Raw genomic sequence first — 19579 nt, forward strand, 5'->3', positions numbered from 1 at the left:
ATGAGCATTATTAAAAACATTATAGGCGGCATTGCAGGCGCGGTTGCCCTGAATATATTGCACGAAACGTTGAAACGTTTTGACCACGACGCGCCACGGGTTGATCTGGTAGGTGAAGAAGGCATTAACAAAACCATTGAGGCCGCTGGCGGTGAACGTTTAAGCGGCGATAAACTTTATGCCGCGGCCTTGGGTGGCGATCTATTAAGCAATGCCCTATATTACAGTACCATAGGCTTAGGTAAAAAGAAGTACCTGCTTGTGCGCGGAGTTGCTTTAGGCCTTGCCGCAGGTTTGGGAGCCGTAACTCTGCCGGAGAAGATTGGGCTGAATGATACCCCGGTAACTAAAACGCCCCGTACAACCGGTATGACGGTAGCTTACTATCTGTTTGGTGGTTTAGTTACCGCGTTAACTATAAAGGCACTTCGTAAATAATGCAGGCTGACAGGCTCAAAAGGTTTTATTCAGGCACGAGTAATTTGGTATTGCCGGTGAAGAATAAGCTGCAGTTTCCTGACGATTTTAAGGACAGGAGCCGGTTATGTTATTATGCCAGTCTGTTTAACACCGTTGAGGTGAACAGCACTTTTTATAAATTGCCCATGCCATCAACAATAGGTAAATGGGCTGATGATGTGCCTGATAACTTTCGCTTCACTTATAAATTATGGAAGCAGATAACACATAACAAAGGCCTGGAATTTGATCCGGCTGATGTTGCGCGTTTTGTTGAGATAATAAAACAGGCCGGCGAAAAAAAGGGATGCTTGCTGATCCAGTTTCCGCCCTCGCTGCAAGTAAGCAGTGCGCACAGGCTGCAATATTTGCTAAGTGTTTTGCAGGATGCCGGAAACGATTGGAATATAGCGGTTGAATTCAGGCACAGATCATGGTATACTGATAATGTTTTTGAACTGCTTGATAGCTTTAATGCAACCCTGGTACTGCATGATCTGCCTGCATCGGCCACGCCATTAGAGGAACCTTCGACAGATTTTGTATACCTGCGCTTCCATGGGCCTGAAGGTGGTTACCGTGGTAGTTATAGCGATGCGTATTTGGCAGAATACGCATCATACATCAATGAATGGTTGGATGATGGTAAGACAGTATATGTCTACTTTAATAATACCATGGGCGATGCTGTAAACAATCTGCTCTCGTTAAATGATCTTGTAGCAAGCGGTTGATATAGTTACTTAACATTTACTTAATACGGCAAAGCTACCTTTAGGCAAATATTGATTAAAGGTAATGTACGGTAAGCGAGAGATTAAAAAAGATATCCGTAGTTTGGGATCGCAGGCTCTATGTCTTTTATTGTGGTTTGCCGGTTTACAGTATGCTTCAGCTCAAAACCATATTGATGATACGCCTGAAAAAAAGATCACTACCGCCGTCGCTGATCCGCAGGCATCATTTATCGCCATAAAAAAGAAACTTAGCCACGCGCTTGCTATTAACGACCAAATGAGCGCGGCGTTATGTTACCAGCAAATTGGCCAGCTTTTTTATTATCAGACAGCCTATTCGCAGGCTATTGGGAACTATTACAGGGCCGATAAAATATTCCGTTCTTTTGGTGATAGGCTAAAACTGGCCGAAAACCTGAACAATATTGGCCAAACCTATTACCATGCCCGGCAGTACTCGGCCGCTACCAAGGTGTTTATGGAATCGCTCAGGCTATACAAAGCCCTTAACGATCATAACGGAATGGGCAAGGCCTATGGCTTTATAGGTCAAACCTTCGAGAAAACCAATGCCTACGCCAGGGCGGTTAAATACCAGCAGTTAGCTTTAAAAGAATTTAAGCTGGCAGGCAACAAAAGCGGTATAGCCAAGATATATGAGAATTTAGGTAGCCTGCACGAAGATAAATTACAGCTTGATTCGGCGCTTAAATATTTCAGGCTTGCCGAGCAGATCAATCACGCTAACAACAACATGCTGGCGCAGATAGAGGTGCTCAACAACCTGGGCGATGTTTACCGTAAATCGGGCAGGTACCGGCAATCCTTGCCTTATACCTATGCCGCTGCCAAGCTTGCCGCTAAGCATAATGATCAGTACCAGTTAGGCAGCGCCTATCGCGACCTGTCTAAAGCATACAACTTGCTTAACCGTAATGATAGCGCTTACCATTACAGCGAAGCCGGGCGTACCATCTTCCTTAAAATATATACCGAGGATAACGAAAAGCAGTTAGCCCTGTTGCAAACCTTGTTTGAAATAGAGCAAAAAGATAACGCGATTGATCGCTTTGAAAGTGAAAAGACTACCAACCGTATTATAGCCATTGGGGCAACGGTAATTACCGGCCTGGTTGTATTGCTTGCCGCCAGTGTGATAAGCAGGCAACGGCTTAAAATTAAGAATGATCAACGGCTGAATGAGCAAAGTCAGCAAAGTTTTAAAAGCGCCCTCGAACTAAAAACCAAGGAGCTTACCACCCATACGCTTAATATCATACAAAAAAACCAGTTGCTTGATGAACTGAAGGATAAGCTCAACGTGATGATAAAGGATGACAAGCGCGACCAGCGGCGTGAGCTTAAAAAGCTGATGAACATGATCCAGATCAGCAGCAGTCATGATAAAAACTGGGAGGATTTTAGGGTAGTGTTTGAGCAGGTGCACGAAAACTTTTTTGACAGCCTTAAACAACACCCCGCCGGGTTAAACGCTGCCGATATGCGCTTGCTGGCTTTGTTAAAAATGAATTTAGGCTCGGCAGATATTTCAACCATGCTGGGCATATCACAAGATAGCTTGCGTATAGCCCGTTATCGCCTGCGTAAAAAACTGAATTTGGATGAAGGCGAAACGCTGCAGGATTTTATAAAGACCCTGGAATAATAGCCTGCTGCTATTTACGCCCGATGAAATAACCGATCAGTAAAGCGATCACGATCAGTGCCCAACTGATGTAGAGCTGCATACGCATGGCCGCTGCCTTTTTTTGCAGATCAATAACCTGCGATTGATTGGCCAGTCGCTCGTTTTGCAGCTTCATATTTTGCTGCTGGAGCTTGGCGAGGGTACCGCCAACCTCATTAGTGCGTTGCTGCTCTTGCTGGTAACGGCGTGTAAAACCACCATCCTTTAAAAACTTTTCGCCCTTGGGTTTAAGAATTAGCTTTTCGGGTAGTTCAAATTCACCGTAACTGCCTGATGCCACTACCAGATCCTCACGTATAAGCGCCTGTACCATGGCAAAAGCGGCGGCTTCGTCATGGTCAAATAGTTCAAGTATCTGGCGGCGGGTTAAACTATCAGGAACGCCGAATGCCTCCAGCATAACATCCAGCATCTCGCATTCATATTCGTTCAGATCGGTCATTTTTCAAATTTAATAATAAACGGCTGCTTTTTAACAATTTTGCATGGTTAGTTAAGCTTATTTATGTATTAAAATCGTAAAAATATTACGGCTGAGGTTAATCACGTCAATTATCGCCATAAATAAAAGGCCATGGTTAAATGCATTAACCATGGCCTTAGCTTTAACAGCGGGTTTTTGATCAGGGAGCCTGAAAAACCGGCGGTAATTGCGAAAGCTTGATCAGGATAAGTGCCAATGCGAAAAAGCAGCCTAACCCGAGGTATATCTGATAGTTTTTTCGGGCGCTAACAATCTCAACCACTTTTCCTGAGCCAATTTTAGCTGTAAAACTTTTGTAATGCCTGTAGGCAAGTACCAGCATCGTGGCCGGTATTAAAAAGGTAAGGTAAAACATCATCACAATTCTTTATGGGTAATCAACATAAACATATACGCAACTAATATGCCAGCGGATTAGCTGAATATTAAGAGCGTGTTAATTACTATGGTAATGTGCCATGTTTGTGTGTAACGATATAATTGCTTCTGAAATTAAAGTTTATATAAATCATTATTTTTGCAGGTACAAATCCCCTAATGCAAGCTGTACGTTCAATAAAGTATGTTTTAATGTGCTGTTTGGGTTTTGCCATGTTATTGGTAACAGCCGGAAGGGGTTATGCGTCTGATCAGCCTAAAACCGTAGCTGATTACGAAAAACTGGTTATAAACTATCGTTTCTCTATTCCCGATTCGGGGATTTTTTACGCCAAAAAGGGGCTTGAACTGAGTCGGCTGTTACACGATAAAAAGGGTGAGGCCATAATGCTTAACCATCTGGGTATTATTGATGAAAACCAGGGGCGTTTTTCGGCCGCGCGCCATAAGTATTTAAAGGCTATACAATTATACACGCAACTGAGTGATAAGGCAGGCATTGCCGATGAAACCATCAGGCTGGGTGTTACCGAGATGCGGCAGGGTAATTTTGATGCAGCTACATCCTATTTTTTTAAGGCACTGCGTATGCACGATGCCATAAAAAATACCCGTGGCATAATGGAGTGCAACATTACCCTTGGCGAGGCATACATGGGCCAAACGGAGTATGATATTGCCTTAACTTATTTAAAAAACGCCGAAACACTATCGCGCAAATTGCCTTTGATGGGGCTTACTTTATACATTTACAATAACCTTGGCCTTTTATATACCGAAACAGGCGAAATAAATAAGGCCATTACTTATTACGAGAAAGGTATAGCACTAAGCAATCAACCCCAATATGCCGGCCTGAATGTAACCCTGCTTAACGGCCTCGGTATGGCCTATGCCCGCGCGGGCGATACAAAGCGTGCGGCAGCCATACAGCTTACCTCGCTTGAAAGGGCAAGGCGCATAAAAAATTACCTGCGTGAAATACAAACGTTGAATGGCCTTGCTGATACTTACAGCAAGCAAGATCCGGATAGGGCATTAGCGTATTTAGAACAAGCCGTAACGCTTGCTTATCAAAAACACGCCAGCAAAGTAGCCATTGAAACCCTTAGACTCATGACTGCCTTGTATGAGCAGCAAGGCAAATATGCCGAGGCATTACAGGTAAACAAACGCGAACGGGCGTTAAGCGATAGTATATTTAACCTTGCCAGCAGTACCGAGATAGGTAACTTAAAGGCAAGCTATGATCTGCAGCAATCACAAACCAGTGTTGAAAGGCTAAAATATCTTAACAGCGAGCAGCGCAGCCAGCAAAAGGTAATTGTTTTTATAGTTATAGCCATGGTAACCATACTGGTTATTGTGATGATATTTTACGCGCGCATCAGGGCGTACAACCGGCGTCTACAACAATTGAATGCCGATTTGCTGGCATCAAATGAGAGTAAGGATAAATTATTCTCGGTACTTGGCCATGATCTGCGTGCGCCGCTGGCCACGGTGAAAAATTTTTTATCGTTACTGGATGATGATGACCTTACCGCTATCGAGCGCAACCAGGTAGTGAGTGAGTTGCAGCATAATTGCGATGCCTCCCTTGATGTACTGAATAAGCTGCTGCGATGGGGGCAATTACAGCTTAAAGGCAAGCAGGTTAACCCTGTAAACTTTAATCCTGCCGATATTGTGGCGCAAAATGTACGTTTATTCAGAAACGCCGCCGCCGAAAAGCATATCATCATCAATATTAAAGTCGACCAAAAGGTGATGATCAACGGAGATGCCGACCATTTTGATTTTATTGTGCGCAATTTATTATCAAACGCAATAAAATTTACGGCAACAGGCGGTTATGTAATGGTGGGCAGCCTTGTAACCCAACCAACCGATAATTTGAGTTTTTACATAAAGGATAACGGGGTAGGCATGCCCCCGGAGCAGGCGGAGCAAATATTCAGACGTATAAACACCAGCCAGCGTGGCACACATGGCGAAAAGGGTACAGGCTTAGGGCTCATGTTATCTTATGAGTTTATACAGGCCAATAACGGCGCCATTGAGGTAAGCAGTGCGCCGGGTAAGGGTACTACCTTTACCTTTACTTTTGGCGAGTGGGTTAAATAGTGCAGGCCTGTTTATGCTTATGTTTTGTAAGTAATATATTTGGCTAACCAATTATTATTAAATCACATTTGGCAACCAAAACCATATACAGGTAACCTCATGAAACTTTTTACATGAAAAACATCATTAAACTTTTGTGCTTAGCAGTAAGTTTTATTGGTGTCACGTTAAACGCACGGGGGCAGCAGGCTTATTTTATTGATGGTTACCATGGCGGCATCTGGGGGCATTACCCTGATTGGAATACCCGCTTTATGGTGGATATGCTCAAAAAGTATCCCTACTGGAAAATAAACCTTGAGATAGAGCCCGAAACGTGGGATCGCGCCGCGAAAATTGATCCGCAGGCATTTGCTGAATTTAAGGCGCTTATGGCCAATCAGTCAGTTAACCAGCGTATTGAGTATGTTAACCCGGCTTATGCCCAAAGCTACATGTATAATATTGATGGCGAAAGCATTATTCGTCAGTTGGGCTATGGTATCAAAAAGTTGCAGGCTGCATTTCCGGGCATCCAATTTAATACCTATTCATCTGAGGAGCCTTGTTTTACAAACGCGCTGCCCGGTATATTACGGTCGTATGGTTTTAAATATGCATCGCTTAAAAACCCCAATACCTGTTTTGGGGGTTACACCACAGCTTTTGGTGGCGAACTGGTTAACTGGATAGGCCCTGATGGCAGCAGCATTTTGACTGTACCCCGTTATGCTATTGAACGGCTTGAACCTAAATCAACTTGGCAAACCATCGGCTGGAACAATAATGCTGATTATGTTGACGCCGCTTTAAAATATGGCATTAAGCACCCTCTTGGCATGACGTTGCAGGATGCCGGCTGGAAAGGCGGACCATTTCTTGACAAAAATAACCCGGCTACCCAAAAGCAGTATACCACCTGGCGCAACTATTTTGAGCGCATAGCCAAAGGCGAAAAGGCTACCGATTGGCGCGTAAGCCAGGAGGATATTTTGGTGAGCCTGGTTTGGGGATCGCAGGTTACGCAGCAAATAGCACAGCGCGTGCGTGCTGCCGAAAACAAAATATTACAAGCCGAAAAATTATCAGCCATAGCCGGGTTGATCGGCAGCAAAAAGCAAACTGCAAATTTTGATGATGCCTGGCGCACCCTGATGCTGGCTCAGCATCATGATTGCTGGATAGTGCCCTATAACGGAGACAAGGGTGATACCTGGGCCGATAAGGTAAAGGGCTGGACAGCCAACACCATCAGGCAGAGTGATAGTATCAATAAGGAATCTTTAAAAAAAATGAGCGGTAGTGGGTTAACAGGTAAGGTTATTACAGTGTTTAACACCTGCGCCCGTGCCAGGCAACAAATTGTAAGCGTAGCTGTACCGGCGGGGCTCAATGCTGATAGTGTAATTATTAACGATGATCAAGGCCGTGAGGTTGCTACGCAGTTCAATGGTGATAGTGTTTTGTTCATCGCTCACGCGCCTGCATTTGGTTACAGCACTTACCGGTTTGTAAAGGGTAAACCAAAAACTGTGGCAGGGGTAAAGGTTTTAAGCTTACCTGGCGGGAGTTACACGCTTGAGTCGGATATTTATGTAATAACCATTGATGCTAAAAAAGGCGGCAATATCACAAGGCTTTATGATAAGCGTTATAAAAGGGATTTGGTAGACGCCCGCAACGCCAATGGTTTCAACGCGCTTCGCGGAAATTTTTATGAAGATGGAGGCTTTAAAACAACCAGTAATAGTGAAGCCAAAATATCGGTAATTGAGCAAGGCGCGGTTAGGGCAACGTTGCTTATCAAAACAAACATAGCAGGTACAGAGGTAAGCCAGCGCGTTAGCATAACCATGGGCTATCCGCTGATTGATATGCACCTGGGCATAAACTGGCAAAAAGATGTTAAGGTGGGTGAGTATGTAAATAAGGCCAATTATAAATGGACGGATTACAAGAAGCCCTTTTACAACGATAGCAACAAACTATTGGCTGTATTTCCGCTGGCGCTAAAAGATCAAAAGATATACAAAAATGCCCCTTTTGAGGTTGAAAAAAGTAAATTGAACAATACTTTTTTTAACAGTTGGGATAGCATTAAAAATAACATCATACTTAACTGGGTTGATGTAATGGCCGCGGATGGCAGTTACGGCGTGGCTTTATTTACCGATCATACCACCAGTTATACCCACGGCAATAACTTCCCGTTAGGCTTGGTGGTGCAATACTCTGGTATGGGTTTATGGGGCAGAGATTATTTTACTAACGGGCCAACCGGCATTCACTATGCCTTGCTGCCACATGCGGGTAATTGGAAAAAAGCAGGTGTATGGTCAGCTTCTGCCGGGTGGAACGAGCCTTTGCTGGCATCGGTTTCAAATACCGGCCCTTTGCAAGCAAGTAAAACACTAATAGATGCAGGAAACAACGGTTTAACAATATCATCAGTTGTTGATGATGGTAAAGAACTGCTTATCCGGTTTTTCAATGCCGAAGGAACATCCGGAAGGAAGATAATTAACTTAAATTTCGCGTTCAAAAAAGCGCGGCTGGTTGAATTGAACGGCAATATTAAGCAGGAGTTGAAGCCAAAACAGCTTAAAAACGGCACTTCGCAGGTCGAATTTATGATGCCCGAATTCAGCTTTCGTACATTACGCTTGCTACGATAGGTATCAGCACCAACAAATAATAGTTTTATAGTATTTTAGCGGATATGCCTCACGCCATGAAAAAACTTTTATTACTACTGCTTACTGCTTGCTTAACAAAAGTATCGATCGCTCAGTCGCCGGTAATTATTCATAAGGATGCCGAGATAGCCGGTATGGTGGCCGAAGTTTCGACTGATTCGTTAAAAAGCTACATTAATAAGCTGGTTAGTTTTGGCACACGTAATACGTTAAGCAGCACCACTAATGCGCAAAGGGGTATAGGCGCTGCACGTAACTGGATATTGAGCCGGTTCAGCGGCTTTGCGCGTACTTCGGGTGGCAGGTTTATGGCTAAGTTTGATACAAGCACCTACAAGCCCGATGGTAAGCGGATAGATAGTACGTTGATACTGACCAATGTGGTAGGCACCCTAAAGGGTACTGATCCGGATGATCATCGAATATTCATCATCAGCGGGCACATGGATAACATGCGTACCAGTGTGATGGACCGCACCGGTATTGCCCCCGGCGCTAATGATGATGGCAGCGGTACAGCCGCGGTTATAGAGTGCGCCCGTATTATGAGTAAGCATAAGTTTCCGGCAACTATAATATTTGTAGCGGTATGCGGGGAGGAGCAGGGCTTGCTTGGCGCCGGTTTTATGGCGGCAAATGCCAAACGCGATAAATGGGACATACAGGCCGTACTTAACAATGATATTATAGGCAGCAACAACACTAATGAAACCAATATAATAGGTAACACACGTGTGCGGGTGTTTAGTGAGGGCCTCTCGGCTTTTGAACTTACCGAACAAAAGGCGGCCGCCATACGTGCCATGGGGTTGGAAAACGATGGCCCCTCACGGCAGTTAGCGCGCTATGTTAAGGAAGTAGGGGAACGTTATATAGATAACCTGGAAGTAGTGATGATATACCGGCCCGACCGCTTTTTGCGCGGCGGCGATCACCTGCCATATCAGCAACAGGGCTACGCGGCCGTAAGGGTTACCGAGATGAACGAGAATTTTAACCATCAGCACCAGGATGTACGTGTTGAAAAAGGCATTCAGTATGGCGACCTGCCCGAGTTTATGGATTTTGAGTACCTGCGTAAAAATACCGGCATGAATTTGAGCAACCTGGCTAACCTGGCCAAATCGCCGCAGGCACCACAGGAAGTGAATATTGCCGTGGTAGCCCTGAGTAACTCAACCGGGTTAAGCTGGAAAGCCCCTGCCGGTAAAGCCGCCGGTTATTACGTGCTGATGCGCGAAACCACAAGCCCGGTATGGCAAAAAAAGATTTTTACAACTGATACCAGCATCACGCTGCCCTATTCAAAAGATAATTACTTTTTTGCTGTGCAGGCTGTAAGCGCCGCAGGGAACGAGGGCTTGCCGGTAGTGCCATCGGTAAGCCGTAAGCATTGAGTTATTATCCAGCCATCAATTTTTATTTTGATCAGTAAATGAGATAAAGCTATTGTAGCTTTGCAGCCCTTGTAGCTATATTAAATAATGAAAGAACAACTAAACATACTACTCCAAAAACTAAAAGATAACACAGCATTATTTGCTGAGGTAATTGAATTTATTGAAAGCTATTACGAGCATCAGCCAACAGCTTTTAAAAACGGCGATGTGTATAACGAGGCTGCGCAAAACCAGGGCAGTGCCAAGGTTTTCGCTTTTGCACAGTTAAATGAGCTAAGCGCCGAAGATACGCTGTACTTATTTGCCGAACATTATCAATCGGTACTGAATGATCCGCAGGGAGAGGGGCATCAAAACATCAGGCAGTTTATGGCTAATGGTTGGGCGGGTATAGCTTTTGAAGGCCGCGCGCTTACCGCTAAATAAACATTAAAATGCAGGGCGATACAATTAAGTTGCCCCGCACCTAATATTTGCTATTTTTGAATTGAGCATGTTTGCCGACTTTGAAAAATATATAAAAACGCAGACCGCCGTTTTAACTGACGACGAGATCAGCATGATAGCCCGGGCCGCCACTGTAACCAACGTACGCAAAAAGCAATTGCTGTTACAGGCGGGCGATGTTTGCCGTTATAAGATATTTATACTTGAAGGTTTTTTGCGTACCTACGGTGTTGATGCTGATGGTGAAGAGCACGTTATGCAATTCTCGCCCGCGCTGACCTGGACGACCGAAGGAGAGAGCTATGCCAATTGTATTCCATCAAACTACAATATTGAAGCCATTGAAGATAGCCGCTTGATGCTATGGACCAAGGATACTTTTACAGGTTTAATGAGCAATATTCCCTCATTGAAACAATATTCAGAAAACCTGGTCGCCCAAAACCTGCATACCAGCCGTAATCGTTTATACAAGGCCATCAGTGCCACAGCCGAGGAGAAGTATGAAGACTTTGTTAAAACCTATCCCGGTATTTTGCTGCGTGTGCCCTTACGTATGGTAGCTTCTTACTTAGGCGTATCATTAAAAACATTGAGCCGTATAAGGCAGGCGCAACTGCAGCGGTAGGCAAAACAGCGTCAAATGTCCTCTTTCAGGGGGCTGCAATTCATCAATTTTGTATTGTTAAATAAGGGTGCTGCATTTTATAACGCATTTATGGTTTAAGGTGCATCACCGGGTAATAATATAATAATTGAAAAACATGCGTGTATTTGTAACCGGAGCTTCGGGCTTTGTCGGCTCGGCCGTAGTAAACCAACTTATTAGTGCAGGCCACCAGGTGCTTGGTCTTGCCCGTTCAAACTCATCAGCCGAAAAACTTATTGCCGCGGGTGCCGAGGTGCATATAGGCGATCTTGATGATCTGGAAAGCTTAAAAAGCGGCGCCCTCCGGGCTGATGGAGTTATTCACACCGCCTTTATTCATGATTTTAGCAAGTTTGAAGAAAGTTGTGCTACAGACCGCCGCGTAATTGAAGCCATAGGCGATGTACTGGCAGGCACAGGTAAGCCATTCATCATCACATCAGGCATCGGGCTGTTAAGCCTTGGCCGGCTGATTACTGAGGATGATAAAGCCACACCGGAAACATCGAATCATCCGCGCAGGGCATCAGAGGAGGCGGCCGAAGCTATTGCCGCCCGCGGTGTAAATGTATCATTGGTGCGCCTGCCGCCATCGGTACATGATGCCGGCGACCATGGTTTTATACCCATACTTATCAACCTGGCGCGCGAAAAAGGAGAGGCCGTTTACATTGGCGACGGCCAAAACCGCTGGCCTGCGGTACACAGGCTTGATGCGGCCAAATTGTTCAGGCTTGCTTTAGAGAAAAACGCACCATGGGCAATATACCATGCCATAGGTGATGAAGGTATACCTTTTGTTGATATTACTGCTGTAATAGGTAAAAATCTTAACCTGCCGGTGGTTAGCAAAGCAAAGGATGAAGCCGCGGCGCATTTTGGTTGGTTTGCATATTTCGCATCGCTTAACAGCCCGGCTTCAAGCGAGCAAACACGTAAGGCTTTGAATTGGGAACCAACCCATCGCGGACTGATCGACGATCTTGATTCAGATGCTTACTTTGGTAACTGAGCGGAAGCTTAATCACATTTAAACCCTTAAACAAAGGCTGTGGATCAAAGATCTATGGCCTTTGCTTATTTAACTGAGGATTTATTATGCGGTTGATTTATTAATTACGGGTTATTATATCGATTAAATATATCATATTGCGCAACTTGATTAACTGTTGGTGTTGTGTGATTTTCCCAAATTTCTACAATTTGTGACTCATTGTGTAATTGATACACCATTGGTTAAGGGTAATAAATGTAGGTTGTACATAAAATGTTATGGCATACTGATTGTATTGATCAATTAAACAAATTAGCAACTAACCATGTGCAAAACATTAATGATTGACGACAACCCTATTGAACATTTGATAATGCAGAAGATGTTTGATAAGTATGAGGTATTTGAAGATACAGCCCATACACTTGATGCTGCATCAATTATCAACTTTTTAGAGGAAAATCACTGTGACCTGTCACTATTGCCTGACGTTATTTTTCTTGATCTGAACATGCCTTACAGCGGCTGGCAGTTTTTAACCGACCTGGAAAGCCTGATGCCCGCGTTACACAAACAACCCGATGTTTTTATAGTAAGTTCGTCAATTGATTGCCGTGATAAACTACGCGCCACTGAATTTGCCTCTGTAAAGGGTTTTATAAGCAAGCCGCTGCCAAAACAAATGTTAGCTGAGATAGTAGAGCGTTATTTACCAAGCAAACATCTGGCTAATTAATGCCTGCAATAGCTTGTAATCCAATTATTATTAAACTTTTTACAACATCATTAGTACGGTGTAGCTCTCACTAAAAGAGTACATCTGTTATTGATTCAAAGTATTACATTAATAATTTATTGTCAACATGTGCATTAATTGCTTTGTCGCTTTTTTGCATTTTTTTCAATTCCACACATTATACCATTTTCCATTATAGCTTTAGGTTGTATGCAAAGTAAAGTTCATTGTTTATACTGAACTATTTGTATTATTTTAGCCGGTACATCTACTGTTGATCTGTTTTAGCCGATAATTACGCTCCGTTATTGTTCTGGTCATCAGTTGTTTTATACCGAAAAAAGCTACATGGCTGGAAAAAAAAATTATGATTCGGATTTTTGCGGCAGCCTGCCCTTAAATCATATTAACGTTATTCAGGATTATGGTTTTCTGCTCGTAATAAAGCCCGAAAACCTGCAAATAATACAATGCAGCGAAAACTTAGCTGTATTGCTGCAACTGCAACCGCGGGATCTGATCAGCAAAAGCCTTAATGAGCTTACTGATGCTGATCAGCTTGATAAAATCAGGCAGCGTTTAAATGACGAGGTACAGGCTAAGGCGCCAATGACCTTTGATCTGCATGGCCATCAGATGGAAATACTGATACATGCCAAGGATGGGTACGTGATCCTTGAAATGGAAAAAAAGGTTAGTACTGACCGTGCCTTTACACAAGCCTTTGAAGAGGTTAAATTAGCCATAGCCCGTTTAGAAGCCTGTACTACAGCCGAAGAGGTTAGCAGGGTAGGCATCACCGAGATCAGGAAGATAACCGGGTTTGACGGGGTAATGATGTACCGTTTTGATGAGGACTGGAACGGAACCGTTATAGCCGAAGAAAAGGTGCCGGAACTTGAACATTACCTGGGGCATACCTTTCCCGCTTCGGATATACCCCGCCAGGCACGGCAGTTATATCTCAAAAATCCGTACCGGTTAATACCCGACCGAACGTATAAGCCGATAAGCCTGTACCCGATAGTTAACCCTGTTACCCGTACGTTTACTGACCTGTCCGACTCGAACGTGCGTGGTGTTGCTGCCGTACACCTTGAATATTTAAAAAATATGCAGGTAATGGCATCCATGTCTATCCGGGTGATCTATCATGGCGAACTTTGGGGGCTTATTGCCTGTCACCACATCACGCCAAAATATCTTAGCCTGGAGGTTTGCTCTATCTGTGAACTTTTGTCATCAATCATCTCTGCCCGTATAGAATCATTACTGCATAAAAATGAGGCGGATGTTGAAACCGAACTGCAAAAGGAGCAAACTGCGCTTATGGCCCGTGTTTATGCCGAAGATGATATTATTAAGGGTTTGCTGGATGCCGAACAAGCTAACATTGCCGATTTGTTTAATGCCAGTGGCGCCGTAGCGGTTATAGGCGGCGTTATATCAGGTATTAAAAACATTCCGGACGAAGAGTTTGTTGAGAACCTGATTTTGTGGTTGCAAACCAAACGCGTTGAGCGGACATTTGCAACAGACCATTTACCCGAAATGTATGATGATGCCATACCGGTAGCTGAAATTGCAAGCGGTATTTTAGCATTGCCCATAGATACAGATCAGGGCGATTTTATCGTTTGTTTCAGGAGTGAGGTAAAACGCGAGATCAAGTGGGGAGGAAATCCGGATGAGGCCATTAATTTTGAACTCGACGGAAAAAACTATCATCCCCGCAATTCCTTTAAGCTTTGGCAGCAAACGGTGCATCAAACGTCGGCCCCATGGACGGCGCATGAGCTTGCCGCTGCTGAAACGATGAGGAGCTTTATTTATGAATTTCATACAAAAAAAGGTAAGTTTTGAGAACTAAGGCTATTAAGGATTCGAGGAAGAACGTGGTTAATGATCGCTACATCATTACCATTGGTGCATCTGCCGGAGGATTGGAGGCCATCCATGAGTTCTTTGACCATATGCCACCTAACTCGGGCTTTACGTTCGTAGTTATTCAGCATTTATCTCCTGATTATAAAAGTCTTTTGGTAGAGCTGGTTGCCAAACACACCCACATGAAGGTGATGGAGGCCGGCAATGATATGTTACTGGAAAAAAATTGTGTATACATTATTCCCAGTAAAAAAATAATGACCATTAAGCACCGCAAACTGCGGCTTGCCGATAAGGTTAAGGATAAAACGCCCAACACGGCAATTGATAGCTTTTTGTTTACCCTTGCCAATGATGTTAAAGAAAAGGCCATTGCCATAATATTATCAGGCACGGGTACCGATGGCAGCAAAGGTATTGAAGCCATAAAGGAGTGCGGTGGTATGGTAATAGCACAGGACCCATCAACCGCCAAGTTTGACGGGATGCCTAACAGTGCCATCGCATCCGGCAATACTGATTTTATATTGGCCCCGGCTAATATGCACACCGAGATATACAACTATGTTAACCATAGTTATGTACCGGAGCTTGAAAAAGAGCTTTATGAGGATGAACACCTGACCGAAATATTCGAGATGGTATCAAAGCAAACCGGGCAGGATTTTAACCTATATAAAACACCTACTATTTTAAGGCGCATAGCCCGCAGGCTGGCTGCCGCCGAGGTTAATAACCTTGAAGAATATATTGACTATATAAACGAGAAACCTGCCGAGGCTAAAATATTAGCCAAGGATTTTTTGATAGGCGTAACCAAATTTTTTAGAGATAAGCCCGCGTTTGATAAGGTTGAGCAGGCCGTTATCCCCGAGATAATTGCCTCAAAAGAGGATGGCAGCACAATTAAGGTTTGGGTATGCGCCTGTAGTACGGGCGAAGAGGCTTACTCACTGGCCATTGCCTTTCACAGGCGGATGTTAGCCGCCGGGCGTGATATTGAGCTGAAGATATTCGCTACCGACCTGGATGAGGAAAGCATCCGCATCGCCTCAAAAAATTGTTACCCGCCCGCGAGTGTTAAAGAGATTGATAGTGATACTTTAAACCGCTATTTCATCAAAAACTCCGACAGTACATTTTCCGTTATCCCGGAGATCAGGAAGAAGGTGGTTTTCGCGGCGCACAACGTTATCAAATCACCGCCTTTTATAAAAAATGATCTGATCTCGTGCCGCAACATGCTGATCTACATGAACACTGTTTTGCAGCAAAAGATACTCACCACTTTCCATTATTCTTTACGGCCGGACGGGTACCTGTTTTTAGGCTCGAGCGAAAATGCCGGCAGTATAATGGATGGGCTTGTTGAGGTTAGCGGTAAGCTTAAAATATATAAGCGGTCGGGCAATATCAAATACAACCTGCATCATAGTTATTCAACATCGCCGCTGCCGGTACCAAATTCGTCAAAAAAAATATTGATCAAGCCGGTTGAAACCAATCGGTCTATAGCGGATGAGTTTCAAAACCTCATGACCGAGCAAATGGGTTATGTGGGCGTATTTATTGATAAGGGCTTTACCATAAAGGAAACCATAGGCGATTTTAGCCGCTTTTTAACCCTGCCTAAAAAGAAGCTTGAGCTTAACGTGCTCAATATGGTTAACCGCGAAATCTCTATAATGCTGAGCACCAGCATACGCAAGGCCTGGAAAGATAATGAGCTGAAATTGATAACCGGCCAGTTGGACGGAGGCAGGGTACTGCAAATGACCATTAAGCCACCCGACGAGCAATCGCCGAATGGCTATACGCTTATACTGCTTAATGAATTGCAGGTAGATGTGCCCATCAAAAACGTTCAGCCGGCAGATATTGATCATCTTACCTCGCAGGAGGAGTACCTGATGGAAATGGAAACAGCTTTGACCGAAACTCGCTCAAACCTGCAACTGGCCATGGAGGAGATGGAAACTACCAACGAGGAGTTGCAATCATCCAACGAGGAACTAATGTCAGCCAATGAAGAGCTGCAATCAGGTAACGAGGAATTGCAATCACTGAATGAGGAGTTGCACACGTTGAATACCGAGCATCAGCAAAAGATACGCGAGCTGCTGGAGCTTAACGAGGATCTTGATAACTATTTCAGGAGCACCACCATCGGGCAGATATTTATTGATGCTAACCTTAATATCCGCAAGTTTAACCCGGCCGCGGTAAATATGATCAATGTGATCGATTCAGATATCGGCAGGCCGATCAATCACTTGTCAAACAACATAAAGTACGATAACCTCAACAGTGATATTCACAGCGTACTGGCCAATAATGCCGTTATTGAAAAAGAGGTTACGCTGCACAACGGCAGTAATAACCTGATGCGTATTATGCCATACCTAAAAAAGGGTGGTAAGGTTGATGGCGTGGTTATAACATTTATTGATATTACGGCTATTACAAGGCTTAATAACATCATTTCGGGCGTATACAATGCAAGTTCGGCAGCTATACTGGCATTTAGTGCGGTAAAGGATAAAGATGGTAAGGTTAACGGTTATGAATGTATCTCGCATAATAACGCGGCTAAAGAGCTTTTTCAAAAGTCTTCGAATGAGTTGCTGAGGCATCCCGATCTGAGGGAGTTTCCGCAATTAAGTAAAATGCTGCCGGCCGGAAGTCTTGAAAAGATATTGAATAACAACGAGCCATTTCAAACTGAGCTGCAGATAACCGGCAGCAACTGGCACCAAATGGTGGTAGCTAAAATGGCCGATGGCTTTGTAATGAGCTTTACTGACATTACCAAGCGTAAACTTGCCGAACAAAAGCTGAAGAATAATTATACCGAACTTGTTAAAGCGCGCGAGAGTTTAAGGTTATTAAATACAGGGCTTGAAGAAAAAATAATAGAGCGTACCAGGGAACTGAGCGAAAGCGAAGAAAGGTTCAAGTTTGTATCAAAGGCTACAAATGATACCATTTGGGATTGGGACCTGGTAACCAATAAAATGTGGCGGAGCGAGAATTTTAAAACCATGTTTGGTTATGATCGGTCTGCCGAAACTGAAACTATTGATTTTTGGTTTGAAAATATACACCCTGACGATAGGCAACGTGTGGAATCAAGTGTGTTTGAAGCCATCAACGGTCATCAGGCTAAATGGTCGGCAGAGTATCGCTTTAAAAAAGCTGATGGCGAGTATGCCGTTATTTTGGACCGGGGGAGTATACTGGAAGATGAATTGCGAACCCCTTACCGGCTGGTAGGCTCAATTATAGATATAAGCAAGCTTGTTGAAACAGAAAAACGACTAAGCAGCAGCGAAACAAAATTCAGAAAGGTATTTGAATCTAACATGATCGGGATGATATTTTCAAGCCTCGACGGTGAGATATTTGAAGCCAACGATGCCTTTTTGAATATGTTGGGTTATGAAAGGGAGCAGTTAGAGAAGGACGAGCTCAACTGGAAAAATATCACCCCGGAAGAATACATGGACATTAGCTACAGTGCAGTACAGCAGTTAAAGCAGCACAAGATATGCCCGCCTTTTGAAAAACAGTACATTAAGCGTGACGGCAGTATGGTGTCTGTTTTAATGGGGTCGGCATTACTTGAGCAGGATGACAAGGTTAGTGCCGTGAGTTATATAATTGATATTACAAAACAAAAGGAGGCAGAACAAAAACGACTTGAACTGCAAACCAGGCTTAACCAGCAGCAGCAGGAGTTTTCAAACATATTTAGCCACGCCCCGGCATTGATAGCTATTAAGCGGGGAGAGGATCTGGTTTATGATTTTGTTAACGAGGCCTATGCTGATTTCTTTGGTTCTGAACATGCCGCGGGCAAACCTTCACGATCAAAACTGAACGCGAGTGACCTGGATTTTGAATATATTGAAAAGGAAGTATTTGATAGCGGAAGAACCTTTGAAGGAAAGCAGATAAGGATAGACCGTAGCAATGTAGCCGATAAGGAGCATGACCAATGCTGGATGGATATTACCTTAACGCCCGTTTATAATTACGACGGCAGCCGTATTGATGGTATCGCTTTTTTTGGCTTTGAGGTTACAGATATTGTGCTCGGGCGTATGGCTACAGAGGAATTGATGCGCCGTAAGGATGAATTTATGAGCATTGCCAGCCACGAACTGAAAACACCTATCACGAGCATGAAAGGATCATTGCAGATAGTGCAGCGCATGATGGATAAAATGGAAAGCAATGAAACCCTTACGCGGTTTATTGATAAGGCAAGTCATCAAACCCAGAAACTGACCAACCTTGTTGACGACCTGCTGGATGTTACCAAGATACAGGAAGGCAAAATGGTGCTGAATTATCAGCAGTTTAACGCCATTGACATGGTGAAGGAATGTATTGAGGATGTTAAGGCACCGGGCATTAAACATAAACTGATACTGAATGCCAAGGAGGATATCATAGTTGATGCCGACAGGCCGAGGATTGAGCAGGTAGTACATAACTTTTTAACCAACGCCATTAAGTACTCACCCCTTGCAGATACCGTGGTGATCAATTGTACATTGGATAAAGCCATGTTTAGGGTGGAGGTTAAAGATTTTGGGATAGGCATACCGGCCGAAAAACAACCTTACCTGTTTGATAGATTTTATCGCGTGCAGGAGTCGTCGCAGCAATTCTCAGGTTTAGGATTAGGGCTTTACATATCCGCCGAAATTGTTAGGCGGCACCGCGGCAAAGTAGGTATCGAAAGCAAATCAGGCGAGGGGAGTACCTTTTGGTTTACAATACCTTTATCAAAAAAGAGTTAAGCGATATACGGCGTTCAGCTTGCAGATAATAACAAAAGGCCTTTTACCAATCAGTAAAAGGCCTTTTGAGTTATGAAAAGGTGCAGGTTA

14 protein-coding genes are annotated in these 19579 nt (G+C 43.9%); 12 read left to right on the plus strand and 2 right to left on the minus strand.

Annotation, left to right across the window (positions count from 1 at the left end):
* The 3 genes from LJ707_RS10080 to LJ707_RS10090 all read left to right on the plus strand — a co-directional run bounded on the left by LJ707_RS10080 (position 1) and on the right by LJ707_RS10090 (position 2862).
* A complete protein-coding gene (locus LJ707_RS10080) occupies positions 1–438 on the plus strand; it encodes a hypothetical protein (RefSeq protein ID WP_228950685.1) in 438 nt (145 codons plus the stop codon).
* A 56-nt stretch (positions 439–494) separates the two neighbouring features.
* Positions 495–1193, plus strand: coding sequence for a DUF72 domain-containing protein (locus LJ707_RS10085; RefSeq protein ID WP_228950686.1), 699 nt, complete (start codon positions 495–497; stop codon positions 1191–1193).
* A gap of 64 nt (positions 1194–1257) precedes the next feature.
* On the plus strand, positions 1258–2862 hold the full coding sequence (locus tag LJ707_RS10090; RefSeq protein ID WP_228950687.1) for a tetratricopeptide repeat protein: 1605 nt from the start codon (positions 1258–1260) through the stop codon (positions 2860–2862).
* Between the two features lie 10 nt (positions 2863–2872).
* On the opposite strand, the gene LJ707_RS10095 is transcribed toward LJ707_RS10090, so the two are convergent.
* Positions 2873–3346, minus strand: coding sequence for a hypothetical protein (locus tag LJ707_RS10095; RefSeq protein WP_228950688.1), 474 nt, complete (start codon positions 3344–3346; stop codon positions 2873–2875).
* Between the two features lie 181 nt (positions 3347–3527).
* A complete protein-coding gene (locus LJ707_RS10100; protein WP_228950689.1) occupies positions 3528–3746 on the minus strand; it encodes a hypothetical protein in 219 nt (72 codons plus the stop codon).
* Positions 3747–3979: 233 nt separating this feature from the next.
* On the opposite strand from LJ707_RS10100, the gene LJ707_RS10105 reads away from it, so the two are divergent.
* From LJ707_RS10105 to LJ707_RS10145, 9 genes are all read left to right on the plus strand, one after another.
* The gene (locus tag LJ707_RS10105) at positions 3980–5893 is read left to right on the plus strand and encodes a tetratricopeptide repeat protein (protein ID WP_228950690.1); all 1914 of its coding nucleotides are present in this window, start codon (positions 3980–3982) and stop codon (positions 5891–5893) included.
* A 113-nt stretch (positions 5894–6006) separates the two neighbouring features.
* Positions 6007–8547, plus strand: a complete 2541-nt coding sequence (locus LJ707_RS10110; RefSeq protein WP_228950691.1) for a glycoside hydrolase family 38 C-terminal domain-containing protein — start codon at positions 6007–6009, stop codon at positions 8545–8547.
* 56 nt (positions 8548–8603) lie between these two features.
* On the plus strand, positions 8604–9965 hold the full coding sequence (locus LJ707_RS10115) for a M28 family metallopeptidase (protein WP_228950692.1): 1362 nt from the start codon (positions 8604–8606) through the stop codon (positions 9963–9965).
* Between the two features lie 87 nt (positions 9966–10052).
* Complete coding sequence (locus LJ707_RS10120; RefSeq protein WP_228950693.1) at positions 10053–10394, plus strand: HopJ type III effector protein; 342 nt, start codon at positions 10053–10055, stop codon at positions 10392–10394.
* 67 nt (positions 10395–10461) lie between these two features.
* On the plus strand, positions 10462–11043 hold the full coding sequence (locus tag LJ707_RS10125; RefSeq protein WP_228950694.1) for a Crp/Fnr family transcriptional regulator: 582 nt from the start codon (positions 10462–10464) through the stop codon (positions 11041–11043).
* 136 nt (positions 11044–11179) lie between these two features.
* Positions 11180–12076: an SDR family oxidoreductase gene (locus LJ707_RS10130; RefSeq protein ID WP_228950695.1), complete on the plus strand. Its 897-nt coding sequence runs from the start codon at positions 11180–11182 to the stop codon at positions 12074–12076.
* A gap of 307 nt (positions 12077–12383) precedes the next feature.
* Positions 12384–12794, plus strand: coding sequence for a response regulator (locus LJ707_RS10135; RefSeq protein WP_228950696.1), 411 nt, complete (start codon positions 12384–12386; stop codon positions 12792–12794).
* A 348-nt stretch (positions 12795–13142) separates the two neighbouring features.
* Positions 13143–14657, plus strand: coding sequence for a GAF domain-containing protein (locus tag LJ707_RS10140; RefSeq protein ID WP_228950697.1), 1515 nt, complete (start codon positions 13143–13145; stop codon positions 14655–14657).
* Positions 14654–19489 (plus strand): chemotaxis protein CheB, encoded by a 4836-nt coding sequence (locus LJ707_RS10145; protein WP_228950698.1) that lies wholly within the window; start codon positions 14654–14656, stop codon positions 19487–19489. Before LJ707_RS10140 ends, LJ707_RS10145 begins: the two co-directional genes overlap by 4 nt.
* The last annotated feature ends 90 nt before the right edge of the window (positions 19490–19579 follow it).

Source organism: Mucilaginibacter sp. UR6-1 (genome assembly GCF_020880975.1).
Classification (GTDB): Bacteria; Bacteroidota; Bacteroidia; order Sphingobacteriales; family Sphingobacteriaceae; genus Mucilaginibacter.

Coding starts and splice junctions, on each gene's coding strand:
- LJ707_RS10080 (WP_228950685.1), top strand. CDS start 1: ATGAGCATTATTAAAAACATTATAGGCGGCATTGCAGGCGCGGTTGCC.
- LJ707_RS10090 (WP_228950687.1), top strand. CDS start 1,258: ATGTACGGTAAGCGAGAGATTAAAAAAGATATCCGTAGTTTGGGATCG.
- LJ707_RS10095 (WP_228950688.1), bottom strand. CDS start 3,346: ATGACCGATCTGAACGAATATGAATGCGAGATGCTGGATGTTATGCTG.
- LJ707_RS10100 (WP_228950689.1), bottom strand. CDS start 3,746: ATGATGTTTTACCTTACCTTTTTAATACCGGCCACGATGCTGGTACTT.
- LJ707_RS10105 (WP_228950690.1), top strand. CDS start 3,980: ATGTTATTGGTAACAGCCGGAAGGGGTTATGCGTCTGATCAGCCTAAA.
- LJ707_RS10110 (WP_228950691.1), top strand. CDS start 6,007: ATGAAAAACATCATTAAACTTTTGTGCTTAGCAGTAAGTTTTATTGGT.
- LJ707_RS10115 (WP_228950692.1), top strand. CDS start 8,604: ATGAAAAAACTTTTATTACTACTGCTTACTGCTTGCTTAACAAAAGTA.
- LJ707_RS10120 (WP_228950693.1), top strand. CDS start 10,053: ATGAAAGAACAACTAAACATACTACTCCAAAAACTAAAAGATAACACA.
- LJ707_RS10125 (WP_228950694.1), top strand. CDS start 10,462: ATGTTTGCCGACTTTGAAAAATATATAAAAACGCAGACCGCCGTTTTA.
- LJ707_RS10130 (WP_228950695.1), top strand. CDS start 11,180: ATGCGTGTATTTGTAACCGGAGCTTCGGGCTTTGTCGGCTCGGCCGTA.
- LJ707_RS10135 (WP_228950696.1), top strand. CDS start 12,384: ATGTGCAAAACATTAATGATTGACGACAACCCTATTGAACATTTGATA.
- LJ707_RS10140 (WP_228950697.1), top strand. CDS start 13,143: ATGGCTGGAAAAAAAAATTATGATTCGGATTTTTGCGGCAGCCTGCCC.